The organism is Alteromonas sp. AMM-1, assembly GCF_047290655.1.
In the GTDB taxonomy this organism is placed as follows: domain Bacteria; phylum Pseudomonadota; class Gammaproteobacteria; order Enterobacterales; family Alteromonadaceae; genus Alteromonas; species Alteromonas mangrovi.
Genome location: NZ_JBLBUE010000016.1, coordinates 1 through 23,012 on the forward strand (window position 1 = coordinate 1; position 23,012 = coordinate 23,012).

Sequence of the window (23,012 nt, forward strand, 5' to 3'; positions counted from 1 at the left end):
TAAACTATCAGCCTCAACTCATTCTGATAAGCGCGGGCTTTGATGCCCATGCTGAAGATCACATGGGCCAGCTTCGCCTGCGAGAGGACGATTACCACTGGATCAGCCAGCAATTGCGCAAAGTCGCCGACAAAGTGTGTCATGGCCGCATTGTGAGTATGCTGGAAGGTGGTTATAACTTAAGTGCACTGGGACGCAGTGTGGTGGCGCATATAAAAGGCCTGCACGGCGATGAGCAGAACCATTAACGGGCAACAAGGGTTAATTACCGCTTTTATCCTGTTTGCGAACAACGGTTAACATCAAACCGCCACGGGCGCGGTTAATGAGTGCAAAAAACGGGTAGCCTAACGTTGCCACCAGAAAGAATAGTAAAGGGCATAAAATCAGTGCGCCCGTAAACTCAACCCATGCCGCGATATCAGAGCCGATTAGCGTAGTGGGCAGATATAACAGGATGAAAACAACATCCAAAGCCAGGCCATACACGGCAAATATCTTAATAATGGAGGGAAAGCTTAATTGAACCCGATTGTGCTGTTTCATCCTAACACTCACTATTCCTGAGGTAACGATTACCTGAATTCAGCCAGACAGGCTAAAAGTACTGTACGCTGCTACTCACAATAACTCAGCGGAAAATGCACGGCTAGCTTTGACTGCAATCCATGATGGCAATCCGTAAAACGCAAAATAAAGGCTTACAGAATTCAACCGGCGTAGCAGCAAGGTTAAAGACGGCAAGCTATAAAAGCTGCTACCATACCGGCGAAATTTACCAGAGACAGGTTAACTTTTACCTTGTATTGCTGGCGTAATCTCTAACCTGGGAACACCCTTCATGGCACTCAAAGCAACCATCTTTAAAGCTGACATATCCATTTCGGATATGGATCGCAACTATTATCAAAGCCACAGTCTCACGATAGCCCGTCATCCGTCGGAAAACGATGAGCGAATGATGCTGCGCATCATAGCGTTTATTGCCAATGCGCATGAGCGGTTACAGTTCACCAAAGGGCTATCCGATGATGAGGTGCCCGACTTATGGCAAAAGAGTTACAGCGATGAAATTGAGCTATGGATTGAATTGGGCCAGCCGTCAGAGCAACGTATCAAAAAGGGCTGTAATCAGAGTCAGCAGATGCAGATTTTTGCCTATGCCGATAACAGTTTTGATATGTGGTGGAAGAAAGAACAAACCAAACTGCAAGTCAGGAAAAACCTGTCAGTGTTTACGGTTCCGGAAGAACTGGCCGATGCGTTGGTGAAAGCCGTGCAGCGTTCTATGCAAATTCAGGCCACCATTCAGGATGGTCAAATGTGGCTCACTATAGAAGGGGCCGATGTCACCTCCAGCGTGGAAGTGAATATAGAGAAGCGCTTGTAAAGTACCAAGCGCTTCAGGCGCGGCTTTAGCCTTGTGAGGCGGCGTGTTTAGGTTCCAACTGCTGTAACCCTAGTGCTTTAATGGTTGCCGACTGAATCGAGGATACAGCATCGTTTACCTGGTTGGCTCCGAATCCTTCACCTACCACGGTTCGATCAGGTCGTTGACCATGTGGCGTTTGAACCAGTTGCAGAATGGATTCTGCAACATCATGTGGGTCAGGCGCATTATCTGATGCAAACATTGCCATAAAGCTGGCAAACATCGACGAGGGAATCTCACCTACCTGGCCATAGTCATTTGCTCGTGCGCTGTCATTTGGCTGGCTTACACTTGCGTACATTTGCGTGGGATAAGCGCTTGGTTGTACCAAAGCTACGTCGATACCAAGCGGTGACAGTTCGTATCGAAGGCTATCTGTTATGGCTTCCAGGGCGAATTTGGTAGCGCCATAAAGTCCGAAAAAGGGGAAGGTAACACGGCCCAGTATGGAGCCGATGTTAATAATCAAGCCTGTTCCCCTGACTCTCATAATGGGTAAAACTGCGCGCGAGACCCGGTGAACGCCAATTACATTAACGTCGAAAAGTTGCTGAACCTGTTCATCTGTAAACGCTTCGGACACGCCTGCATAGGCCACCCCCGCATTATTGATAAGTACATCAATACGCCCAGCCTGACGAAGCACTTCATCAACCGCTTGATTAACCGAATGCACATTGGTTACATCCAGTTCTACTACCTGAATACCACTATTTCGCAGTGAGTCAGCATGCCGCTTATTTTTACCGGTAATGTCGCGCATTGCAGCAAAAACAGCAAAGCCTTCCTTAGCCAGTGTGTTGGCGGTATCGCGCCCAAAGCCAGTTGATGTACCTGTGATTAAAACAACTTTAGTCATGTGATGTTTCCTTGTTTGTTGAAAAATGCAAACACAAAGAACGGGTAATGTGTTTGGTTGATTGCATTATGATTTGTGCGCAGAATGGGAAAAATAGGTATTCGGTCAAAGGATTTGTGAGGAAATGTCAAAGATAAATGAATTTTCGGCCATGCAAGTGTTTGTGCGGGTGGTGAGAGACGGTAGCTTTTCTGCTGCAGCCCGAACGCTGGGAAGCACGCCATCAGGCGTTTCAAGGCAGATGTCGCAGCTTGAAGCAGAGTTAGGTATTTTGCTGTTCCAGCGAACCACCCGAACTCAGCGACTTACTGAAGGCGGACAGCTATATTTTCGGCATGCAGAGAAAGTGTTATCGGAAATAGACACAACAAAACACATGCTCAGTCAGCTTTCGAAACGTCCATCCGGCGTTGTTAAGCTCTCAGCGGAAGCCGATTTTGCGACGGTTTGTTTGGCACCCTTATTGGCGGAGTTCCTGAGATTGTACCCTGATATTTCTGTCCAAATTCATATGAGTAGCGATCTGGTGGATCTCGTTGCAGGTGAAATGGATCTGGCTATTCGATTGGGGCATTTGGAAGATTCCAGCTTGAATGCCAGAAAACTGGGTGAAGGACAATCGGTAGTATGCGCAAGCCCGGAATACCTGGCCAGGAACGGGAGTATTCATCATCCCACAGCGTTGGAAGAGCACAATTGCTTGTCGTTTAAAGTAAGAGCTGGCCGACGAATTTGGACGTTCAAAGAGGGCAATAATATCCTATCCGTAGATGTAGAGGGTAACGTTCAGGCCAATAGCGTGTCGTTATTGCGAGCACTTGCGATAGATTCTGTTGGCGTAGTTATGGTGCCGGAGTGGGCAGTAAAAGACGCATTAGTGAACAATCAACTGGTAGCATTACTATCACAATATCCGCTGGAACCGGCGGGGTTACCCATACATGCGGTATTTGCACATGGCCGTCAATTACCGGCAAAAGTACGGGTGTTGGTAGATTATTTAGTGAATAAAATGTCGATGTTACAGGCAGATACGTTTGTTTAATGTGATTCTCTACGCAGCAGAATAGTGTTTACGCCGCACAAAAACAGCCGCGGGCTTCGGTGTTCACCGTTGCGCCGAGGTATTGTTCCGAGGTGGCGATACGGGCAATATCAGCCACCAGATTGTTACCGGTGAAACAGCCCAACCCCGTTGCATAAGGGCCAAGATAACGTAACTTACCGAGTTTATCGATAACAGCCAGGGCGGGAAAATGGTTTATTACATTGCCAATGGCAGGGTGTTCGCTAATTGAAACTGTACTAAAACCATAGCCACTATTGGCAAGTGAGTTTGATATTTCCAGTTGATGTGATTCGCTCAGTTGATTGCAAAAACAGCGGGTATTGGCAGTGAAATGCACAACAGTACCGTGTCCGATACCGGCGTCCTGCAGGATATCTGCAAAGGACTCATCAAAATGTTGTTTGCTGGCAGCCTGCGCCAGGGTGAGGTCCGGGTCGAAGTCTTTTAGTTGATTCCCGTTAGCCATTAACAGGGCAACCATTATTGAGGTTGCCCATAGTCCAATCAGAATAACTACAATCCGGCTGTTCATTACACTACAAAGCGTCTAACCATGGATTGCAGGTTTTGGCACAAGCTTGCCAGTTCCTTGGATTTTTGCTCAAGCTCAGCGGCGGTGCGCGCTTCATGTGATGCCAGCTCGTAAATTTTGGCCGTGCTGGAAGCAATTGACGATGAGGCTGATTCCTGTTCCACCGCAGAGGTAGCAACTTCCATCATGTTGTTGGATGCTTCCTGGATTTTCGCCTCAATGCCCTGCATATGACTGGCAGCGCGATCTGATGCACCTACGGCTTCATCAACCAATTCAATACACAGCTTCATTTGCGTTACCAACGAGGCGGTACTGGAAACCAGTTGCTCCGTGATGGTAGTGATTTCATCGGCACTTTCTTTCGAGCGGATTGCCAGGGTGCGAACTTCGTCTGCCACCACCGCAAAGCCTCTGCCGTGCTCGCCGGCGCGGGCAGATTCAATAGCCGCATTCAGTGCCAGCAGGTTGGTTTGGTCGGCCACTGCCGTGATCGACCGCATGGCATCGGAAATGTTGGCGCAGCGCTCGTTGAGTTCCTGATTGGTTTTGGCTGCACTGTTTAGTCTGTCGCGTAACGAACTGATTGTCTTTTTGGTGCCCTCTACAGAAGCGCGTGATTCTGATGTATTGGATTTTGCTTCCTGGGTAATGTCGTTCGCGGCATTGGTGCGCTCTGACGTGTCCTGCATGGTGACTGCAATTTCTTCAGACGCCGCGGAAATACTGCCAATTTCATGCTGACTTTGCTGAGCGTGATGACTCAGTTCACGCGTCGCATTCTGCATAAACACACTGGTGTCCGCAACATCATCAGCCAGCTTGGATGCATCCCTTACCAGTTGCCGTATTGCACCCAATAATTCATCGAAAGTTCGCATAACCGGTACGGATTTGTCGATTTTCACCGCAAGGTTCAGGCTGTTTTTGTCACGAATAATCTCTGCAATCGCAGATTCAAGTAAGGCGCCACCCACACCATCTTCGTGGCTGCGCTTGGTCATGTACATTAACGTTAAGCCTTCTGCCAGCGCAAAGGCTGCATGCAGCAGTAAAATCGAGAAGCTAATGTGGTTTTCTTCAAAAATGAATACGCCCGCGCCACCCGACTGCATAAAGAAAAAGGCTATATGATGAACGGCTACTGTAGCAGTTGACGTCGCAATAATTCGCCAGTTGCGGAAATAGGCGAGCATGGCCAGCAGCACAAATATTTCAAAATGGATCTCAATGAGTCCGAATGCCTGATGGATGTGAAGTGCGGTCATTAACTGCACACCAATCCCCACGGCGTGACCGCTCATTTCTGATTCCGGATTGCTGTAACTCAAAAAGAGTGGCAGTGCGATAATAGGAATACCCAGCCAAAATGCAATCATCAGTTCGCCAGTGATTAATCCAATTATTACAGCAATAACCCACTGAACAATCAAAATAACCCGGAATATTTGATGGCCTTCTTTCACCCATGCGAACATACAACTCACTCCAATTTGCCTTTTACACGCTAAGTGTAGGACAGCATTTATAACGCGCCAGTTAATTTGTAAAGGATAGTTCACATTCCAAAAATGTGGTTTGATTGCTATCAATGGTTAAAGAAACTTTCTAACTGAACACGAAGGTAATAAAGCAGATAAGTAATTATTAAATAAAAGAAAAGATCAGTCGATTGGCTAAAAGTTTAATACGTGGGGCGCGGCAGGCCCCAGTATGATGGTGAAATTACAACTACAGCCAGCGTTTCCAGAGCATGGCTATCAGCATTACCACGGCAATGCCGCCCATTGACATCATTAAGGTGTTAAACGCATCAGGTGTTTCTGTGCCGGGCAATCCCGCTACGTTCATACCGAATACGCCAGTTAAAAATGATAACGGCAGGAAGATCGCCGTGATCATCGACAGCAAGTACATGCGAATGCCCTGTTGGTCGGCAATTTGGTTGCGTAATTCGTCCTGCAATACAATTGAACGTTCACGGGCGAGGTCTAAGTCTTCCACATAACGTGTCATCCGGTCGGCCTGGTCGCGCAACTCAAACAGTAAAGTGTCGTGGATAAGGTTGGGTAGCCGAATCAGGGTGTCCAGAGCATCGCGCTGGGGAGCCAGGTGACGACGAATATTAGCCGTTTGACGACGCAACATAGCAAGTTGCTGACGGTCCTGCTTGTTCAGTGAATCCGCAATCTCATACTGTCCAAGTTGCTCATCGATCTCTTCAAGTTTGTCGTGAATGCGGTCGGCCAAACGGGTGAGGAGTGCAATCAGGAGTTCCGCCGTACCAACCGGTGCTTCGCCACTTTCTAACATGGCCCGGGTATCTTGCACACTCATGACTCTGCGATTGTGGCGCCGCGCCGTCACGATCAGGTTTGGCGTAAGCCACAGACGCAGTGAAACCATGTCATCGGCGTCTGCCCCCTGATTAACGTTAATGCCGCGCAAAAATATGAGTGCGCCTTCTTTAAGCGGAATTACTCTGGGGCGGGTTTTCAGCGTCATCAGGCTGTCGGCTACCGATGAGGGCAGTGCAAGTGCACTTAATACCTGTTCAGCATCGGGTTCATCAGATTGAAGGTGCACCCAGCGGTAGCTGCTTTCTGCAATTGGCGCGTGTAATTCTGCTTCACTGATTGCGTTAATCTGGCCCGTTTTGCTTATATCATAAGCCCACAAAAAGGCTGGCTCTGTGTTGGTCATGCTTTATCCTCGGGGGCTTTTACTAACTGTAGCGTTCCGTCCAAATGGACATCGCGCTGAGGATAGGCAATCACGATGTTGTGTTGATTAAACAAGGCATCAATTGTGAAGCGAATATCGCTGCGGATTTTGCGTAAATCCCGTTCTGCAGTGGCATTTATCCAAAAATACACCTCAAAAATTAACGCGTTGTCACCAAAGTCATCAAAAATAACGATGGGTTTTGGTTCGGGTAGAATCTCAGTTTGTTCAAGTACCGCCTGCTCAATTAATTTCGCAACCAGGCGACAGTCTGAGCCATAAGCCACACCTACTTTAACCGTAGTACGGGTAAGTAAGTCGATGAGGGTCCAGTTGATTACGGTGTTTTCCAACAGCTTGCTGTTGGGGATCAGCATGTGTACCCCATCCACACGGCGAATGCGGGTGGAGCGGGTGTTAATGGCTTCAACCACACCCCTGGCGTTATCGACTTCCAGTACGTCGCCAATGCGAATAGGCCGCTCCCACATTAATATCCAGCCGGAGATAAAGTTGTTAATAATGTTCTGGGCACCAAAGCCTACACCAATTGCTACCGCGCCTGATAAAAATGCAAAGGCGGTTAACGGTACATTCATTAAATCCAGTGACGTGATCACCAGAATGGCCATGGCCAGTATGTAAAATAACCGCTTAAACAAATGAATGGTGTCGGGGCTAGCCCCTGTTTTTCTTAACCGGTAGGTGGCAAGGTGGGCGAGTTTACCGATAGCCCAGATGCCCACGACGTAAAGCAGGGGGACAATAATTAAGTCGCCTGCCGTAAACGTAACGTCGAACAGGGTAAATAACTCCGTAGACAGAAAGTTTTTAACTTGTTCAAAAGTTTGCATGGGTAAAACCGTTGTTAGAATTTGCGTCACATAATAAAGGCGCACCCTAAAGCGGGGCAATTCTTTTATACAAAATTATGTTAGTATGCGGCAAATTTACTGGTGTCTATTTGTTTATGAAGTACATATTTGCTGGCGTTGTAATATTGTGGTTGTGGGCCGCAGCCGGAGTGAATCAGGCTAATGCGTTTACTTTAACACTGTCTGAAACTCAGCTGAATTCAATGGTGTCTGCGGTATTTCCGCAAACCCGTATTTACGAAGACACTATATTCACTTTCTCTAACCCGCGGATTGAGCTGGGCCGGTCGAACGATGAAATCAGTGTAAACGTAACCGTACTCGCGGAGCGCGGCACACTGCAATTAAGAGCCAATGCCACGCTGTCGGGGCAGCTTTTTTATGACGCAGAGTCATCTCAGGTACAAATCAAAGAACCGGTTTTGGAAAAATTGTATTGGGAAGATAATCCCAACCTGGTACCGGAATCGTTGTTGAGCAGTGTAAAGCGCATGGAAGGCAAGCGTTTCCCGCTGATATTGCTGCTGGACTTTGACCAGCTCGATTTGTCTGCCTGGGGAATTCGCCAACCCAAGCGCGTTGAGATTACGCCAAACGGCCTGTTAATTGAAATTTAGCCCTATGAAGAAAATTGCCTTTTTGTCGATGGACAGCCTCGACGATTTCTTTGTTTATGATGACTTGCTCATTGCCCCTTTTGGTCAGGTTGGATATCAGGTCGAAACGGTCTCCTGGCGCAACTCAGAACAAGACTACAGCGGTTATGAGGCGGTGATCGTTCGTAGCCCCTGGGATTATCAGCAAGCGCCGCAAGCCTTTATGGCGTGTCTTGAACAAATCGACTCTCAAACACGGTTGATGAATCCGCTAGCGCTGATGCAGTGGAATGTAGATAAACGTTATTTACGCGAATTAGCCAGTGCCGATGTCGCCGTACTGCCTACCTTGTGGCTGGATGACTATCACCATGAGACACTCGTTAATGCCTTCGAAGCGTTTGGCTGTGATGAGATTGTTATAAAGCCTTGTATCAGTGCAAATGCAGACGATACATTCCGCCTTAGCCGCGCTGATCTGGATCTCAGGCAAGCGCAACTGGCACAGGTGTTTTCAAAGCGTCCAGCTATGGTTCAGCCATTCGTAACGAGTGTTGTAGAGCAAGGTGAAGTGTCGCTGTTTTATTTTGCCGGTGAATTGAGCCATGCGATTCTAAAAACGCCCAAACAAGGCGACTTCAGGGTACAGGAAGAACACGGTGGCACACTTGCAGTGATCACGCCTGAACAGGCGGTGATTGCGAGTGCTGAGCAGGCATTGAGTGCAATGCCAACCGGGTATTTGTATGCCAGAGTGGACTTGCTGCAGCATCAGGGCAAGTGGTGCATTATTGAACTGGAACTGATTGAACCTTCGCTCTACTTTAATCTGGACGATACCTCGCCGCAAAAGTTTGTAGACGCTTACTTACGATATACGGAAGATAAATAGCGGGTCAACAGCCCCTAATAAATCGAGGCATACCTTGGTATGCCTCGATGCAGTTGGTGCCTTGTTGAGATGTGCTTAGTGTTGTTTTGTGCGTTGTTTGTCCTGGTGGGACGCCATGTCGCGCTGGTGCGATCTTGCCTGGTTATTTGAATGCGATTGGCGTTGCTGAGTGGGTTGTCGTTGCATAGCTGTTTCGCGATTCATTTTATTCTCGTGTTTTTCCTGTTTGTAATGTTGCCTGTCGGGCTGAACAGTGGGCTTCACTTGCGCAGCCTGTGCAGAACGTTCTGATCCAGCCTCATCACGCTGTGCAAGCTGGGCATGTTCACGTTGCCTGTCGGTTGCCTGTCCATGACGTTCCGGTTTGTTGCCCTGAGTGTAACGTTTTTCCTGCTCGCGCCTGTGTGGCATGACATGAGGTTGCTGATTTAACTTTTTCTCAATCCGTTGCTGATGGACAGCGTTATCGCGTTGAGCATGTGCCGTGGGTAGCTGTTGGTAACGTACTGTTTTGTGCTCTTTCACTATAGCTGGATTGCGCTCTGCCACACGGTGTGAGTAGCGAGCATGACGGTTTGCGCCGTTGTGCTGCCATCTGTGATATTCGCGAACATTATAACGCTGGCGATAAGACACGCTGGGGTAATGATGAACCGTTCTGTGGCTTATCACAATGTGACGCTCGGGCCAAAAGATGTGGCCAAAGTAAAAACCTGCCCCAATGGTTACCCGACTACCCCAATAAAACCCATGGTGCAGATGCACATTGGCGTAGCCTGGCCAAATAACCGGCGCAATGGGGTGATGCCAGTGACCATAGGTAATCAACGGGTCGTAATAAGGTACGTACACTACGCGGGGCTGACGGGGTTCAATTACAATCACCCGGTCTTCATAGCTTACTTGCTGATAGTCATTGGTTTCAAGGTTGCCTTGCTGCCAGGCTTGCAAACGCAGCGCCTGTACCCGATCTAACACCCAGTCTTCATCGGTAAGGACCGCATCGCCCAGGGTTTCCAGCCAGTTCAGGTCATTACTCATACGCGACAAAATATCCGGGAATGGCATCAGTGCTTTTATGCTTGGATCCCAGCTTTTTTCTTCCAGCAGGGCGCTAAGGGTTTCATCGCTCAGTTGCGAATTGGCTTGTTGCCAGCGTTGGGCGTCAATCACCTGCAACGGGTAGGTGCTGGCAATCAGAATGTGCGTGACCACTGAATCAGGGTACAGTGCAATGGGCGCCAATAGGGCGTCTAACTCGGCTTCAGATACACGTTGTTGCTGAACCAAATCAACGGTTTCCGGGGCAGTCATCGCGTGAACCTGGCCGCCGCCCAGCAGTGAAATAAATAGTAATGACAGGATGCGTTTGTGCATACAGACTCCTCGCGCCTTGGCGCTGTGTAGTTGGTCTGTATATCGTTATACGCAAGTGTAAATTAACTTTACCTGAACCAATCACAACCCGTTGGTTCAGGTAAGTTCAGGTATGGCTGGTTAGTCGCCCAGAACGTGTGGATCGAAAGCGTGACCGAGCTTTTCAGTTTTAGTACGGATGTAGTGCTTGTTGTCCTGGGTAACGCCGTGATCAATTGGCTTACGCGCCACTACATTGATACCCAGTGCTTTTAATGCAGCGATTTTACGTGGGTTGTTGGTCATCAACTCTACGTTTTTTACTTTCAGGGTATCTAACATCACCTTACACATATCGTAAGTGCGCATGTCGGCGTCAAAGCCCAAATGTTCGTTAGCTTCAACGGTATCCATGCCGTTGTCTTGCAGGTGATAGGCGCGGATCTTGTTGATCAGGCCAATGCCCCTGCCTTCCTGACGTAAGTACAATAAGACGCCAAAGCCGCGTTCAACGATGTTTTCCATGGCGCGTTCTAACTGAAAGCCACAGTCACAACGGGTAGAAAACAAAGCGTCGCCGGTTAAGCATTCGGAGTGAATGCGAATAGGTACTACGTCGTCGGGTTGCCATGAGCCATAAGACAACGCAACGTGCTCGGTGTCACCGTCTTTAACAAAACCATGAATGGTAAACTCACCTTTTCGGGTAGGGAGTTTGGCCGCGCTAACAAAGCGATACTGTGAGGATTTACTGGTCATGAAACTCAATGCCGGTTAAAACTGATAGTGCTATATGGGGGTCGAGACAGGGTTTGCAAGCCCACAATTGATACAATATAGCATTTTTTCACCCGGAAGCCACGCGGGAAAGTAGCGCGCTAAGCGCATCGTGAGCACTTGGGTAGCCATGCGCGTAGCCCGATGGCGTTAACCACATGGCTTCACACAACCATTCAGCCTGTAATAACAAATCCATGTCGTGCAGGGAATATCGCGCCTGTGCACGGTCTGCGCCCCATTCTAATTCGGTATGCGATTTGCCCAGTAAGGTACCCAGTTTGTCGCAAAGGCGGGTAAAGGCCAGTGGTGTGGTGGGCAACGGAAGATCAATCATTAGCAACCCATCAGGTGACATGCGCAGGGCGCTATACAGTTCAGATTGCGTTAACTGCTGCATGATAAACTCACTGTGTCATCGCTGTTACCAGGCTGTTCAAATGGTGCGCTGGCGTCGGTAGCCTGATACGGCGTATTCAGTGCCAGTAGTAGTTGCTCTGCCACCGAGTAATCGTCTTGTTCCGCCGCTTCAATAGCGCGCTGCAACGATTGCGTTCGCGCTACAACCAGCGGATTGCTGGCAAGTAGCGAGTCCGGGGTATGGGCTGCAGACAGACGGCGTTGACGGTAATCCTGCCACCATCCGTCAAAGCTGTTGCGATCGATAAAATGGTCGCGCAGCGAAGACACAGATTGCGTAGGATCGGCCTCTGCCAGCCAGCGGAAGCTTTGCGTATAGTCGATTGGGTTTTGCCCTAACATCGCCAGCCACATGTTCAGACAAGGTTCGTGTTCTTTGTCGTTATCCAGACCAATGCGGGCTAGCATGGTTTCCCGGTACACCGCTAAAAATGCAGGCTCAAACTGGGTTAAACAAGCTTTAATGTCGTCAACGCTGATATAGCGGGAAAACGCATAGGCCAACGCATTTAAGTTCCACAGCGCAATACCAGGCTGACGGTCGAAGGCATAGCGACCTTCGTGATCAGAGTGGTTAAACACAGCGTCAGACTTAAACTGTTCCATAAAAGCATAGGGACCATAGTCAAACGTAATGCCGTGAATCGACATGTTATCGGTATTCATTACGCCGTGAACAAAGCCGTGTACCTGCCACAACGCAACCATCCGCGCCGTGCGCAGCGTAATCGCTTTCAGCAGTGCCTTATGCGGCTCTGCGTGCGCTGCGCAATCCGGAAAGTGCCGGGTTAAGGTAAAATCCATGAGCTTGTCGAGCGTATCGAACGCTTTACTGTGAAAGTAATATTCGAAATGGCCGAAGCGCAAATGGCTGGGCGCCATTCTTATCATCATGGCACCGGGCTCGGGCAATTCGCGGTATACCCGCTCGCTACTGCTGAACAAACAAAGCGACCGGGAGGACGGAATGCCCAAATGATGCAGCGCTTCAGAGCCAATGTATTCACGCAAGGTGGAGCGCAGTACCGCCCTTCCATCAGCATGGCGTGAGTAAGGGGTTTGTCCGGCCCCTTTTAAATGCAGATCCATTTGATTGCCATTGGGGTCGGTAATTTCGCCGAGTAACAGACCGCGGCCATCGCCAAGGTAAGGATTCCACTGACCGAACTGATGCCCGCCGTATTTTTGTGCCACGGCGTGTTGGGCCAGCATGCCCTGCTCATTAAAAAGCTGCTCTATAATGCCCTGGTGGCTAAACCATGCATCAGGCAACTGATACTGCTGCACCAGTGCGTGATTGGTCATACGAAGCGATATATCGCTAAGTGGTTGTGGCCTGACCAAACTGACTGTATCGGTCAGTTCACTGGCATAGTGATGACTTAACTGCATAGAAAACCCAAAAACGCATTATGGACGTATCGTACCATTGAGCGCGTCATTTTCGTAACCAAACAATGTGATGATCTGTATGCCGATAGAATGCGTATACAACAGGTTTAGTCACCAGGAGCCATAATGAAAACCCCACAGGATATCGTGTTACATCACTTGAACAACAGTCGCTCGCAGCGCATTCTTTGGCTTCTGGAAGAAATGGGCGTCGCTTATACCGTTAAGCATTATCAGCGTGATGCAAAAACCAATCTTGCCCCTGCCGAACTTAAGCAGGTTCACGCGCTCGGGCGTTCTCCCGTATTGACCGACGGAACATTAGTGCTGGCTGAGTCTGGTGCCATCATTGAATACCTTACCGAAACCTACGCGCCACAATTTAAACCGTCATCACCTGAGGCATTAATTCAATACCGCTTTTGGCTGCATTTTGCTGAAGGTAGCTTGATGCCGCCGCTGGTGGCGCGCCTGGTGTTGGGTAAAGCCCGTGAAAAGGCTGGCCCCTTTTTTATTAAACCCATCGTGAATAAATTGGTGGATGGAATTATTGCTGCTTACTACGGGCCCAACCTGGAGCAGAGCTTGCAGTATGTAAACGCTCACTTGGCAAATAATGAGTGGTTTGCAGGAGACGCCTTGAGCGGCGCCGATTTTCAGATGAGCTTTCCGCTTGAGGCCATGCAAGGGCGGGTAGGGAAAGGGTTATATCCGCATATCGATGCCTTTGTGCAAAAAATCCATGCCCGGGAAGCCTATCAGCGCGGTTTGGAAAAAGGCGGTAAATACGCTTATGCGTAAGTAAATTGGCTTAATTACCATGAAAAAAAGCGCTCTGATTGTTCAGAGCGCGTTGAGTGACTTTTCGGTGTTGTTCTGGCCTATTTTTGAACGTCCCTGGAAATCTTCCCCGGCAAATTAACGCCAAAGTAAGTTAACTACTTGAACTGATAACTCACGTAGTTATCGGCGTTAATGGTAACAATCACTTCGTTTTCGATACCCAGCGTATTTAATTCAATGAGCAATTTGGTCACCGTACTGGCAATTTCAACTTGCCTGTACATACTGCCATTTTCATCGGTTTTTGCCACCGACAGCAGCTCTTTGTTCTGTAATCGCTCGTCGTCCAGTTCGGTAATTTCGCTGTCGATAACCGAGATGAACATCAGTGTATTGCCCAGTGCGTTGCCATTGGGATCAGTAGCACTGATATCCAGCGTAACCACTTTGTAGGTATCAAAGGTAAAGTCTGTTTCCACATACAAATCCGTTGATTTATTCGCTGACGAATCCAATGCCGTGGCGTCAGGCGTGTAATCGGGTGCTGGTGCACTGGTTGGTGCTGGCGCGCTGGGTGGTGGCGCACTACTACCGCTATCACTTCCTCCGCCGCCACACGCTGTGAGTAAACTCAGGTTTAGGCATATCGCAGCAATCTGTATTGTTTGTTTGTTCACTTGCATTGTCATGGCCTGAATCTCCTAACGGGTTGGTACATAGTAAAGGTGGTCGTGGGGGCTGGTGCGGAACCAGTCCTGGGCTTGTTCGCCCGAACTTTCTACCCAGGCTTCGTATTGGGGGTAACACCACACGATGTCTTTGTATTCCTGTGGGTAGTACCAGGCACCACTGACTTTCAGACCCCAGGGGAGGTTGGCTTCGCTGCGATAGTAGCGGCCGGTTGCCGGGTCGGACGTGTCAGCGTGTTTACCAAATAAGCTGGTATCCATTTTGTCTGTCGGCGGATAGCCAGCAAAGTGAATTTCATGTCCCCGCTTGGCGGTACGGTAAATAAAGAAGTCCAGTTCCGAATGCAGTAACGAGTTGATACCGCTGGTGAATGCAATATCCACTGTGAACGGCACAGGATCGTACTCAGGGCAGCTTTTTTCGGTATTAAAGAACTTGCAGCCAGCATCACCGGAGGCTGTGAAGTCATGGGTGTCATCCCACAACACCACCACCATGTTGGTTTGGCCTTGTTCTGCTTTCAGCGTATACGAGCTGCTGCCAACCTGTATGGACCCTTCTTTAAACAATGATGGTACGCTACCCATTAGACGCACGGCAAAGCCGTTGTTAAAGTCAGCACCGCGTGCGTCGATGAAGCCACTGAGTTTGAATCCGGTAATGTCGCCATTTGCGTTGTAAATGGTTTGCAATTGTTCGCGGATCACCAGGTCGTTCATATCGTAGTCGCCCAGTTGAGGCCATTTGTCCTCGTAGGCCAACGACACGTATTCACCGTTTGACGGATAGTAACTGCTAAACGCCCGTTGGTAATTATTCGGGAACTGATCCAGGGCATCGGCAATACCATCGGCATCGCTGTCGTTGGCTTCGGGCATTACAATTAAGCTGCTTTTATCGAGCGCAGTGCTGGGGGTGGTTTTTACCGAGAACACGGCGTCGTTAAAGTCGTTGTCGCCCCAGGTACGGGGAAGATCCTCAAAGCCTAACACCACTTCATCCACATAGGGGTCGTACAATGCGGCCATGTGCTGACGCAAGCTATCAGTCGATTCCGGGTTTAAATGTTTAAGCGAGTAATAATAAGGTACAGCGCCAGCTTTTACGCCTGTGCTACTGGAAAAGCCATTCGCTGCCAGAAAAAAGCCAATGCTGGTACCAGCGGGGAATGTGCCCAGACTGACTCTGTCACCCTGACGCAGATGCGGATAAGACAGGTTGGGAAATACAATGGTTTCCCTTACTTCGTTTTTAGACGCCGGCGGGTTGCTGGCGTCAAAGGTAAAATAACCAAATGAGTTTAAATAGCCTGCGCCTTCGTGCAGAAATGTAACAAACACCTCACCTTCTTCTGCCAGATGAATAGTAGAACCGGCATCGTCAATGATAAACGCTTCATTGAGTTCGGCTTCGGGTAAGGCATTAGCGATACGATCGAAAAATTCAGTGGGGTAGGTGTCAATAAAAACAACATTATCGGGTTTTCCGGTTGTCTGGTTATAGCCTTGCGGCCAGGCTTCGCCGTTTAAAAACTGCCAGACGTACTGGCCGTTAACCGTTTCTACTGCCGGTGTGGTTGGGGCTACCAGGGCCAGGGTTATGGCAGTGTAGATGGCATGCTTTGCTTTCATCGCATTTCCTAGTGGGTAGTAAAATCAATACCCGATAAAAGCGATTTGTGTGCCAAATAAAATATGTCAATTAAATCAATTTGTTAATTCTTATTGGTGAAAGGTGTTGGGTGGGATTTTGCATATTGCAATGCAGTGTGAGGCGAGCACTGCTGTTAAAAGTGTCGCCATTGTCATTAAAAGTACTTTACATTCGTCAGGCTAGTTATCGCGCTCTGAATAATCCCGAATTAACTGCAAGAAGGCATCGCCGTAGCGTTCAAGTTTGGTACGCCCAACCCCACTTACCGCCAGAAGTTCATTGGCATTGGCAGGTTTGGCATCTGACATTTCTGCCAGTGTGGCGTCACTAAAGATAACAAATGGTGGCACATCGTGTTCCTGAGCCAGTACTTTGCGCAGGTGCTTTAAGCGGGCAAACAGGGCTTTGTCATAATTTTTCAGAGCAACTTTTGCCGGCTTATCCTGCTTGATTTCGAGCCTTGGGGTTGCCAGCTCTACCGGTATTTCGCCCTTTAACACCGCTCTGGCGGCTTCGGTAAGACGCAATACGGCATGGTTTGTTACATCAATACGCACATAGCCGCGATGGATTAACTGGTTGATTATGTTGTGCCAGTACTGATCACTTTGCGATTTGCCAATTCCCCAGGTAGAGAGTTTATCGTGTCCAGACTCCTGTATACGCTTAAGCGATTTTCCACGCAGCACATCGATAACATACTGAGTCGCCACGCGTTGCTCCAGGCGCAAAATGCAGCTCAAAACCATTTGGGCATTCACCAGTCCGTCGAAGGGGCGCGGTGGATCCAGGCAAATATCACAGTTGCCGCAGGCTTTGTCGCTAAACTGTGAAAAGTAATTGAGTAATACCTGACGACGACAGGTTTGTGCTTCAGAGAAGGATTCCATGGCGCTGAACTTTTGCAGTTCAATATTGTTGCGCTCGGCATTTTCGCCTTGTTCTATCCATTGCTTCACCCGGGCACTGTCTTTTTCATCGAATAACAGCATGGCTTCTGCAGGTAGCCCATCCCGCCCGGCCCGGCCGGTTTCCTGATAGTAACTTTCAATACTGCGCGGTACATCGTGATGAACGACATACCTAACGTTGGACTTGTTTATACCCATCCCGAACGCCACAGTCGCGACCACGATATCAATTTTGTCGGTGATAAACTGGCGCTGTACAAAGGCGCGTTCGTCGGCATCCATACCCGCGTGGTAAGCAGCACAGCGTATGCCCTGACGGTAGAGTTTGGCGTTGAGATCATCTACTTTGGCGCGAGAGTTACAGTAAATGATGCCACTGCCTTCCTGCTGCTTTATGTAAGTAACTATTTGATCAAACGCTTTGTATTTGGGTACCACGCGGTAGCGGATGTTGGGCCTGTCGAAACTGCCCCGGTACACCAACGGATCGGTTAATCCCAACTGAACCAATATATCCTGCTGAGTGGCGGTATCGGCTGTGGCGGTTAAACCAATTAAGGGTACGGTAGGAAAACGCTGTTTAAGCAAGCCTAGTCCACGATAGTCCTGGCGGAAATCATGCCCCCAATGCGATACGCAGTGCGCTTCGTCCACAGCAAATAGTGCAATGGGCAGTTCAGACAGCATATTCAGAAAATACGGTTGCAACAGGCGTTCAGGTGAAACGTACACCATATCGTACTCGCCGTCTTTCAACGCTTGCGTAGTGCTGTGCAGTGTCTCGGGTTCAAGACTGGAATTGATAAAAGCGGCGTTTACCCCGGCTTCTTTTAGCTGCTCTACCTGATCCTGCATTAACGAAATCAGGGGCGACACCACAATACCCGTGCCGTCGCGTACCATTGCCGGGATTTGATAACACAGGGATTTACCGCCACCGGTAGGCAGTAAAACCAGCGCGTCAGACCCGTTTATCAACTGGGCAATCACTTGCGCCTGACCATCGCGAAATTCGCGGTAACCAAACGTATCTTCAAGAACCTGTTGGGCACGGTTTAACGCCTCGGAATTGTCCGTGGGTACGTTTTGCTGTGGGAGTGAAGATAGAGATGTCGCTGTCATTGGGCGTCGATTTTACGCGTTTTTGTGGAAATTATCAGGCCTTTTTAAGATCAGTTTTTCTCATTCGGAATTTGATTAAAAGTGCTATAGTTGCGCCCAGATATTCTGTCCAAGGCGGAGTTTTCCATGGCCGAACCCTTACCTACCCTGATTGAAGAAGTTGTTGCCGACAAAAAGAAAGACGACATGGAATCGGTAGCGGAGTCCTTACTGGGTGCCGAAAGCATAGAAATAGCGACACTCCTCGAATCTTTGCCGGTTGGCGACCGACTGTTGTTGTGGAATGCCTTGCCCGATGATCGCAAAATCGACGTGTTGGTTGAAATGCGTAGCGATCCGCGTGAAGTGCTGATTTCGGCCACCGAAGATCATCAGTGGAGTAAAATTCTAACCGGTATTGATGCCGAAGACCTGCTGGAGTTGATGGACTCACTGCCCAGCAAACTGATGGAACTGGCGTATCAGGCGCTGGATGATCAGCAGCAGGGGTATTTCCGCGACGCAACACAATATCCCGACGAGCAAGTGGGGCACTGGATACGTCGCGATGGCCTGACCATGCCGTTAAACGCCAAAGTGCGAGATGGTTTGCGCCGTATTCGCCGCAATGTGCCGATGCACTGCGACACTATTTTTCTGGTAAACCGCTCCGGGCAATTTTCTGCGGCAGTGAAGTTAACCCGCGTGTTTGGTGCGCCGGAACATTTACCGCTGGTGGAGTTAACCGAAGAATTTATTCCGGTTATTAAGGGAACCGACGACAGTACGTCAGGCTCGCTTCAGGTTCAACGCAGTGGCTATGCGGCTTTGCCGGTGGTGGACGACAACAATAAGTTACTCGGCAGGCTGGATATTCTGGGTGCCAGTGAACTGGTAAACGAAGATTACGAACGTCAGGTGATGGCAACCGCCGGTATGGACGAAGACGAGGATTTATTTGCGCCAGTCGCAAAAAGCGCCCGTAATCGCGCCTTGTGGCTGGGAATTAACCTGCTCACTGCTTTTTTAGCCTCGTGGTTTATTGGCTTGTTTGAAGCCACCCTACAGCAGGTGGTCGCGTTGGCGGTACTGATGCCCGTAGTCGCGAGTATGGGCGGAATTGCCGGTAGTCAAACGCTTACGCTTATAGTGCGGGGCCTGGCCCTCGGTCAGGTGACCGGAGCAAACTTAAAAGCCCTGATGACCAAAGAACTGAAGGTGGGTGGCGTAAACGGGGTGATCTGGGCGTTGGTGATAGGCATTGTAGCGTTTTTCTGGTTTAGTGATCCGTTGCTGGGCGTAGTGATTTGCCTGGCGATATTTTTGAACATTCTGGCTGCTGCGCTGGCAGGCGTGTTGCTGCCAGTGGTGCTGGATAAATTGAAAATTGACCCGGCGCTGTCGGGTTCGGTGATCCTGACAACGGTTACAGACATTGTTGGGTTTGTTGCATTTTTAGGTTTAGGTAGTCTGTTTTTACTGTAGGAGTTGCTGTGTCAGCCAAGCCGTTTGCCTTATCGGGTATGTTGTATGCCATCGCGGCCTATACCATGTGGGGGGTAGCACCGCTCTATTTTAAGCAACTGGTTGAGGTGCCCCCTACGGATATTCTGATGCACCGGGTAATCTGGTCTGCCTTGTTATTGTGTGTGTTGTTACTGGCATTGGGGCAGATGGGCAAAATGCGAGCTGTTTTTGCCAGTAAACGACTTATGTATAGCTTATCCGGGGCCAGCGTACTGCTGGGCGCAAACTGGCTGCTGTTCATTTGGGCGATTAACAGTAACTACATGCTGGAAGCCAGTTTAGGTTATTACATCAACCCCATTATTAACGTATTCCTCGGGCGGTTGATTTTGCAGGAGCGCCTGCGGCCATTACAGAAATTTGCTGTGTTACTGGCGATTGCTGGTGTGGCAAATATCATTATTGCACATGGTACCTTGCCCTGGATTGCGCTTACGCTGGCCTGCACGTTCAGTGTATATGGCCTTATTCGCAAGCAAATTCCAGTAGAGCCGATGCCCGGACTCTTTATGGAAACGTTGGTACTACTGCCCTTTGCATTGTTGTACTGGGTAATGTTTGCCAGCGAGCAGAGCAATATGCTTACCAACGACTGGGCGTTAAATGGCTGGCTGCTTGCAGCAGGTGTGGTAACCACAATGCCTCTCCTGGCGTTCAATGCCGCCGCAAAACGCATTTTGTTTACCACCCTTGGGCTGTTTCAGTATATCGGTCCAACGCTGATGTTTATAATTGCCGTTTGGCTATATCAGGAACCGTTGGAACCTGCGCGCCTGATTACATTTGCAGTGGTGTGGACCGGGTTGCTGTTATTCAGCGTGGATGCCTGGCGCGGTTTTAAAAAACAGCGCAAAGTAATTGCCAGCGTGGTGGAGTAAATCGTCGCCATAGCAGATCAAACTCACTCGTTTCAGCGTGTTGCTAGCGACATGATTGGTAACAGTTCGTCAGTTTACAGTCCGCGTAATAGCGTTTAGCTTCTGGCTTACTATTTCTGCTTGAAGAAAGGAAGCCAAATGATGAAGACCAAACGATGGGGTTTACTGGCATGGGTTGTTGCGGCGCTTTGGACGTCGTTTGTGCACGCCGCTGAACTAGAGCCGGAACAGGCTAAAACGCTGGTGCAGCAACAAATTGACGCACAACTTGCGTTTGACGCCGATACGCTGAAACGTATTTTGCATGATAGCTACCTTGAAGTTTCTCCCGTCGGTGAAATTGACACCAAAGAGCAAGTTGTGGCGTTTTACGATCCCGCAAAAAAGCGCCCAGGACCTGCAGCGACACTAAGCGATCTCAATGTGCGAGTTTATCAACAAACCGCGGTGGTGACCGGGCATGTCGTATTTGCTATGACGATGCCGGACGGTAAAGAAAACCGCTTTACCATGACCGGCAGTTGGGTAATAGCTGAGCATGAAGGCGTCGCCACAATTGTGTCGGCGCACTACACGCCGGTACGAAAATAGCGAACACCTATGCGAATTAGTATCAACTGGCGCTAGTCGATACCGAACCTGTGTCACGTTAAAGCGGGCGCAAAACACGTCTCACTAAAAACAAAGACAAGGCCGATTGTACACATACTGTGGTTACCGAGAGGTACCAGACTTGCTCAATATAAAAGTCTGGCTGAGCGGTTAGCCACATAAGCGGCACCGCAAAGGTGACCAGTCGTGTGGCAGAGCTCCACAAGCTCGGCCAGGTATTGCCGACCCCCTGAAAAATGCCCGAGCAACTGAAAATGATCCCCGATGGAATAAAGTTAAAGCAAATCGTGGTAAGAAACACGGTGCTAACCGCAATGACGCTCGCGTCGTCAGAAAAACTGCCAAGTAATAACTGGGGCTGCCATAAACACAGCAGGGTTAATCCTGTCATCAATCCGCAACTGATTATCAGCGCGTAGCGAAAGGCGTCTTTTACCCGATGAGGCTGCTGGGCCCCGTAATTTTGCCCAGCGACGGCGGGCAGTGCAAACGCGATAGCCATTGCTGGCAGTAGCAGCGCTTGCATCACTCTTGATCCCAATCCGAATCCTGCTGTGGCACTTGCTCCAAACCCTTGAATTGCCCAATACACCAGCGCCATGTAGGTGAACATCAGAAAAAATTCAGCGCCAGCAGGGAAGCCAACTTTCCATAACCGTTTCCATGTATGGAGCTGCGGTTTAAGTTGCACCTTATTCACCGATACATACTGTTCCATTCGCTGAAAATAGCGCCATAGCAGCAATACAGAAAATAGTGCAGAGAGTGAACTGGCAAGACCCGCACCTGCGGTGCCCATCGCGTAACCGGTTAACCAGCCGTGAATCAAAACGGGCGTTAGCAGTATGTTCAGAAGTAAAGACAGCATTTGTACCTGCATGGCAGGCTTTACGATCCCTGTGCCACGCATTGCTGCAGTCATTGCCACAATACAAAATTGCAAAGCCAGACTGGGTAAAAAGTAGTAAAGATACTGCGCGCCTTCTGTTTTTACTTCGGGGTCCATCGTCATGTTGTCCATGTACGGCCGGGTAAGCAGATAGCCTGCTGCCAATACGGCAATGGCCAGTAACTGGGAAATAAACAAAGACTGATTGAACAGATGATTCGCGTCATTCTGATCTTTGCGACCAACTGCATGCGAGATTAACGTGGCAGTACCAACGTTTAGCATTTGCGTGAGGGCCAGTACAAACATAGAGATATTAGCGGCAGCGCTTACCCCGGCTAAGGATGTGTCGCCTAACTGACCTACGAAATACAAGTCCGTCATCAGGTAAAGGGTATGTACCAGCATGCCCATCGCCATTGGCACAGCCAGTTTAATTAAGTGTTTAGGGATTGAACCCTGCGTAAGATCTTCCATGGTTGTCTCAGGTGTTTTCTCTTGTATTTCTTTGTTGCTTTTGGATTAGGTTGACCCAGTTAAGCCGCCTTACGACAACTGGGATGCATCGATTGCAGACAGATGCAGGCTCGATAACAGGCCCATGCATTGCTCTACCTGTTGTTGATTCATCATATTGGTTACCCGCTCGGCAGCGTACTCAATACTTTGGGTGGCCTGCTGATACGCTTCAAGCCCGCCATGGGTAAGCCTGACTAAACTCACCCGGGCATCTCTGGCATTGGCAACGCGTTCAACCCAGCCCACCTTTTCCATGGGCAACAGTAAACGCGTAACCCCAGAAGCTGTAACACCAATACTGTCTGCCAGAGATACCCGTTTGATGGTGTGATCACTGGACTGACTCAGGCGATGCAAAACCAGCCATTCTGTAAAGCTCAGACCATGAACAGACAGGGTGTTCTCCAGTGGTTTGAGCGCCTGATTGTGTGTTTTTACCAAGGTCAAAATCAATTGCATTGGATGTGTCAGTGATGACATTGAAAGTTCCTCATTACTAAATTTGTTGCATAATACTTGAGTAAT

Annotated in this window: 23 protein-coding genes and 1 pseudogene; 9 read left to right on the forward strand and 15 right to left on the reverse strand. The window is 49.1% G+C overall.

Annotated elements, in window-relative coordinates; genetic code table 11:
• Positions 1-248, forward strand: a pseudogene (locus tag ACLR2L_RS05175) (histone deacetylase family protein); the annotation flags it as partial.
• Between the two features lie 13 nt (positions 249-261).
• Here ACLR2L_RS05175 and ACLR2L_RS05180 read toward each other — a convergent pair.
• Complete coding sequence (locus ACLR2L_RS05180; RefSeq protein WP_413366292.1) at positions 262-546, reverse strand: hypothetical protein; 285 nt, start codon at positions 544-546, stop codon at positions 262-264.
• A 295-nt stretch (positions 547-841) separates the two neighbouring features.
• Here ACLR2L_RS05180 and ACLR2L_RS05185 point away from each other — a divergent pair, with 295 nt between their 5' ends.
• A complete protein-coding gene (locus ACLR2L_RS05185) occupies positions 842-1,390 on the forward strand; it encodes a YaeQ family protein (protein WP_413366294.1) in 549 nt (182 codons plus the stop codon).
• A gap of 25 nt (positions 1,391-1,415) precedes the next feature.
• On the opposite strand, the gene ACLR2L_RS05190 is transcribed toward ACLR2L_RS05185, so the two are convergent.
• Positions 1,416-2,291, reverse strand: a complete 876-nt coding sequence (locus ACLR2L_RS05190; RefSeq protein WP_413366296.1) for an SDR family oxidoreductase — start codon at positions 2,289-2,291, stop codon at positions 1,416-1,418.
• Between the two features lie 124 nt (positions 2,292-2,415).
• On the opposite strand from ACLR2L_RS05190, the gene ACLR2L_RS05195 reads away from it, so the two are divergent.
• Complete coding sequence (locus ACLR2L_RS05195; RefSeq protein ID WP_413366298.1) at positions 2,416-3,336, forward strand: LysR substrate-binding domain-containing protein; 921 nt, start codon at positions 2,416-2,418, stop codon at positions 3,334-3,336.
• A gap of 28 nt (positions 3,337-3,364) precedes the next feature.
• Here ACLR2L_RS05195 and ACLR2L_RS05200 read toward each other — a convergent pair whose 3' ends face one another.
• The 4 genes from ACLR2L_RS05200 to ACLR2L_RS05215 form a co-directional block, all read right to left on the reverse strand.
• Entirely contained in the window at positions 3,365-3,892 is a 528-nt protein-coding gene (locus ACLR2L_RS05200) for a DUF6436 domain-containing protein (protein ID WP_140961184.1), read from the reverse strand.
• On the reverse strand, positions 3,892-5,370 hold the full coding sequence (locus ACLR2L_RS05205; RefSeq protein WP_413366300.1) for a methyl-accepting chemotaxis protein: 1,479 nt from the start codon (positions 5,368-5,370) through the stop codon (positions 3,892-3,894). Before ACLR2L_RS05205 ends, ACLR2L_RS05200 begins: the two co-directional genes overlap by 1 nt.
• Before the next feature lie 253 nt (positions 5,371-5,623).
• Entirely contained in the window at positions 5,624-6,595 is a 972-nt protein-coding gene (locus ACLR2L_RS05210) for a zinc transporter ZntB (protein WP_413366302.1), read from the reverse strand.
• A complete protein-coding gene (locus ACLR2L_RS05215; protein WP_140961178.1) occupies positions 6,592-7,470 on the reverse strand; it encodes a mechanosensitive ion channel family protein in 879 nt (292 codons plus the stop codon). Before ACLR2L_RS05215 ends, ACLR2L_RS05210 begins: the two co-directional genes overlap by 4 nt.
• A 116-nt stretch (positions 7,471-7,586) precedes the next feature.
• Here ACLR2L_RS05215 and ACLR2L_RS05220 point away from each other — a divergent pair, with 116 nt between their 5' ends.
• Together ACLR2L_RS05220 and ACLR2L_RS05225 are read left to right on the forward strand one after the other, a co-directional pair.
• Complete coding sequence (locus ACLR2L_RS05220) at positions 7,587-8,108, forward strand: DUF1439 domain-containing protein (RefSeq protein WP_181405238.1); 522 nt, start codon at positions 7,587-7,589, stop codon at positions 8,106-8,108.
• A gap of 4 nt (positions 8,109-8,112) precedes the next feature.
• Positions 8,113-8,979 (forward strand): ATP-grasp domain-containing protein, encoded by an 867-nt coding sequence (locus tag ACLR2L_RS05225; protein ID WP_413366305.1) that lies wholly within the window; start codon positions 8,113-8,115, stop codon positions 8,977-8,979.
• Positions 8,980-9,054: 75 nt separating this feature from the next.
• Here the strand turns inward: ACLR2L_RS05225 and ACLR2L_RS05230 are convergent, their stop codons facing one another.
• The 4 genes from ACLR2L_RS05230 to ACLR2L_RS05245 form a co-directional block, all read right to left on the reverse strand.
• A complete protein-coding gene (locus tag ACLR2L_RS05230) occupies positions 9,055-10,356 on the reverse strand; it encodes a DUF3300 domain-containing protein (RefSeq protein ID WP_413366307.1) in 1,302 nt (433 codons plus the stop codon).
• A gap of 120 nt (positions 10,357-10,476) precedes the next feature.
• Positions 10,477-11,094 (reverse strand): GTP cyclohydrolase II, encoded by a 618-nt coding sequence (ribA, locus tag ACLR2L_RS05235; RefSeq protein ID WP_140961171.1) that lies wholly within the window; start codon positions 11,092-11,094, stop codon positions 10,477-10,479.
• An 88-nt stretch (positions 11,095-11,182) separates the two neighbouring features.
• Positions 11,183-11,512 carry a DUF3630 family protein gene (locus ACLR2L_RS05240; protein ID WP_413366309.1) on the reverse strand — a complete coding sequence of 110 codons (330 nt, stop codon included), beginning with the start codon at positions 11,510-11,512 and terminating at the stop codon, positions 11,183-11,185.
• Positions 11,500-12,924 carry a protein adenylyltransferase SelO gene (locus ACLR2L_RS05245; protein ID WP_413366311.1) on the reverse strand — a complete coding sequence of 475 codons (1,425 nt, stop codon included), beginning with the start codon at positions 12,922-12,924 and terminating at the stop codon, positions 11,500-11,502. Before ACLR2L_RS05245 ends, ACLR2L_RS05240 begins: the two co-directional genes overlap by 13 nt.
• A gap of 126 nt (positions 12,925-13,050) precedes the next feature.
• Here ACLR2L_RS05245 and ACLR2L_RS05250 point away from each other — a divergent pair, with 126 nt between their 5' ends.
• Positions 13,051-13,725 carry a glutathione S-transferase gene (locus tag ACLR2L_RS05250; protein WP_413366313.1) on the forward strand — a complete coding sequence of 225 codons (675 nt, stop codon included), beginning with the start codon at positions 13,051-13,053 and terminating at the stop codon, positions 13,723-13,725.
• A gap of 137 nt (positions 13,726-13,862) precedes the next feature.
• Here the strand turns inward: ACLR2L_RS05250 and ACLR2L_RS05255 are convergent, their stop codons facing one another.
• The 3 genes from ACLR2L_RS05255 to recQ form a co-directional block, all read right to left on the reverse strand.
• Positions 13,863-14,396 (reverse strand): hypothetical protein, encoded by a 534-nt coding sequence (locus tag ACLR2L_RS05255; protein ID WP_413366315.1) that lies wholly within the window; start codon positions 14,394-14,396, stop codon positions 13,863-13,865.
• 12 nt (positions 14,397-14,408) lie between these two features.
• The gene (locus ACLR2L_RS05260) at positions 14,409-16,028 is read right to left on the reverse strand and encodes an LruC domain-containing protein (protein ID WP_413366317.1); all 1,620 of its coding nucleotides are present in this window, start codon (positions 16,026-16,028) and stop codon (positions 14,409-14,411) included.
• Between the two features lie 201 nt (positions 16,029-16,229).
• A complete protein-coding gene (gene recQ / locus ACLR2L_RS05265) occupies positions 16,230-18,083 on the reverse strand; it encodes a DNA helicase RecQ (RefSeq protein ID WP_413366319.1) in 1,854 nt (617 codons plus the stop codon).
• 126 nt (positions 18,084-18,209) lie between these two features.
• On the opposite strand from recQ, the gene ACLR2L_RS05270 reads away from it, so the two are divergent.
• From ACLR2L_RS05270 to ACLR2L_RS05280, 3 genes are all read left to right on the forward strand, one after another.
• Positions 18,210-19,547 (forward strand): magnesium transporter, encoded by a 1,338-nt coding sequence (locus ACLR2L_RS05270; protein WP_413366321.1) that lies wholly within the window; start codon positions 18,210-18,212, stop codon positions 19,545-19,547.
• A gap of 38 nt (positions 19,548-19,585) precedes the next feature.
• The gene (gene rarD / locus ACLR2L_RS05275; protein ID WP_413366366.1) at positions 19,586-20,467 is read left to right on the forward strand and encodes an EamA family transporter RarD; all 882 of its coding nucleotides are present in this window, start codon (positions 19,586-19,588) and stop codon (positions 20,465-20,467) included.
• 138 nt (positions 20,468-20,605) lie between these two features.
• On the forward strand, positions 20,606-21,058 hold the full coding sequence (locus tag ACLR2L_RS05280) for a nuclear transport factor 2 family protein (RefSeq protein WP_413366323.1): 453 nt from the start codon (positions 20,606-20,608) through the stop codon (positions 21,056-21,058).
• A gap of 58 nt (positions 21,059-21,116) precedes the next feature.
• Here ACLR2L_RS05280 and ACLR2L_RS05285 read toward each other — a convergent pair whose 3' ends face one another.
• A complete protein-coding gene (locus ACLR2L_RS05285) occupies positions 21,117-22,445 on the reverse strand; it encodes an MATE family efflux transporter (protein WP_413366325.1) in 1,329 nt (442 codons plus the stop codon).
• Between the two features lie 69 nt (positions 22,446-22,514).
• The gene (locus tag ACLR2L_RS05290) at positions 22,515-22,967 is read right to left on the reverse strand and encodes a MarR family winged helix-turn-helix transcriptional regulator (protein ID WP_140961146.1); all 453 of its coding nucleotides are present in this window, start codon (positions 22,965-22,967) and stop codon (positions 22,515-22,517) included.
• Positions 22,968-23,012: the final 45 nt, after the last annotated feature.

What these genes read in the sequence shown, in the direction of transcription:
- ACLR2L_RS05180 (WP_413366292.1), bottom strand. Translation starts at nt 546, where the DNA reads ATGAAACAGCACAATCGGGTTCAATTAAGCTTTCCCTCCATTATTAAG.
- ACLR2L_RS05185 (WP_413366294.1), top strand. Translation starts at nt 842, where the DNA reads ATGGCACTCAAAGCAACCATCTTTAAAGCTGACATATCCATTTCGGAT.
- ACLR2L_RS05190 (WP_413366296.1), bottom strand. Translation starts at nt 2,291, where the DNA reads ATGACTAAAGTTGTTTTAATCACAGGTACATCAACTGGCTTTGGGCGC.
- ACLR2L_RS05195 (WP_413366298.1), top strand. Translation starts at nt 2,416, where the DNA reads ATGTCAAAGATAAATGAATTTTCGGCCATGCAAGTGTTTGTGCGGGTG.
- ACLR2L_RS05200 (WP_140961184.1), bottom strand. Translation starts at nt 3,892, where the DNA reads ATGAACAGCCGGATTGTAGTTATTCTGATTGGACTATGGGCAACCTCA.
- ACLR2L_RS05205 (WP_413366300.1), bottom strand. Translation starts at nt 5,370, where the DNA reads ATGTTCGCATGGGTGAAAGAAGGCCATCAAATATTCCGGGTTATTTTG.
- ACLR2L_RS05210 (WP_413366302.1), bottom strand. Translation starts at nt 6,595, where the DNA reads ATGACCAACACAGAGCCAGCCTTTTTGTGGGCTTATGATATAAGCAAA.
- ACLR2L_RS05215 (WP_140961178.1), bottom strand. Translation starts at nt 7,470, where the DNA reads ATGCAAACTTTTGAACAAGTTAAAAACTTTCTGTCTACGGAGTTATTT.
- ACLR2L_RS05220 (WP_181405238.1), top strand. Translation starts at nt 7,587, where the DNA reads ATGAAGTACATATTTGCTGGCGTTGTAATATTGTGGTTGTGGGCCGCA.
- ACLR2L_RS05225 (WP_413366305.1), top strand. Translation starts at nt 8,113, where the DNA reads ATGAAGAAAATTGCCTTTTTGTCGATGGACAGCCTCGACGATTTCTTT.
- ACLR2L_RS05230 (WP_413366307.1), bottom strand. Translation starts at nt 10,356, where the DNA reads ATGCACAAACGCATCCTGTCATTACTATTTATTTCACTGCTGGGCGGC.
- ribA (WP_140961171.1), bottom strand. Translation starts at nt 11,094, where the DNA reads ATGACCAGTAAATCCTCACAGTATCGCTTTGTTAGCGCGGCCAAACTC.
- ACLR2L_RS05240 (WP_413366309.1), bottom strand. Translation starts at nt 11,512, where the DNA reads ATGCAGCAGTTAACGCAATCTGAACTGTATAGCGCCCTGCGCATGTCA.
- ACLR2L_RS05245 (WP_413366311.1), bottom strand. Translation starts at nt 12,924, where the DNA reads ATGCAGTTAAGTCATCACTATGCCAGTGAACTGACCGATACAGTCAGT.
- ACLR2L_RS05250 (WP_413366313.1), top strand. Translation starts at nt 13,051, where the DNA reads ATGAAAACCCCACAGGATATCGTGTTACATCACTTGAACAACAGTCGC.
- ACLR2L_RS05255 (WP_413366315.1), bottom strand. Translation starts at nt 14,396, where the DNA reads ATGACAATGCAAGTGAACAAACAAACAATACAGATTGCTGCGATATGC.
- ACLR2L_RS05260 (WP_413366317.1), bottom strand. Translation starts at nt 16,028, where the DNA reads ATGAAAGCAAAGCATGCCATCTACACTGCCATAACCCTGGCCCTGGTA.
- recQ (WP_413366319.1), bottom strand. Translation starts at nt 18,083, where the DNA reads ATGACAGCGACATCTCTATCTTCACTCCCACAGCAAAACGTACCCACG.
- ACLR2L_RS05270 (WP_413366321.1), top strand. Translation starts at nt 18,210, where the DNA reads ATGGCCGAACCCTTACCTACCCTGATTGAAGAAGTTGTTGCCGACAAA.
- rarD (WP_413366366.1), top strand. Translation starts at nt 19,586, where the DNA reads ATGTTGTATGCCATCGCGGCCTATACCATGTGGGGGGTAGCACCGCTC.
- ACLR2L_RS05280 (WP_413366323.1), top strand. Translation starts at nt 20,606, where the DNA reads ATGATGAAGACCAAACGATGGGGTTTACTGGCATGGGTTGTTGCGGCG.
- ACLR2L_RS05285 (WP_413366325.1), bottom strand. Translation starts at nt 22,445, where the DNA reads ATGGAAGATCTTACGCAGGGTTCAATCCCTAAACACTTAATTAAACTG.
- ACLR2L_RS05290 (WP_140961146.1), bottom strand. Translation starts at nt 22,967, where the DNA reads ATGTCATCACTGACACATCCAATGCAATTGATTTTGACCTTGGTAAAA.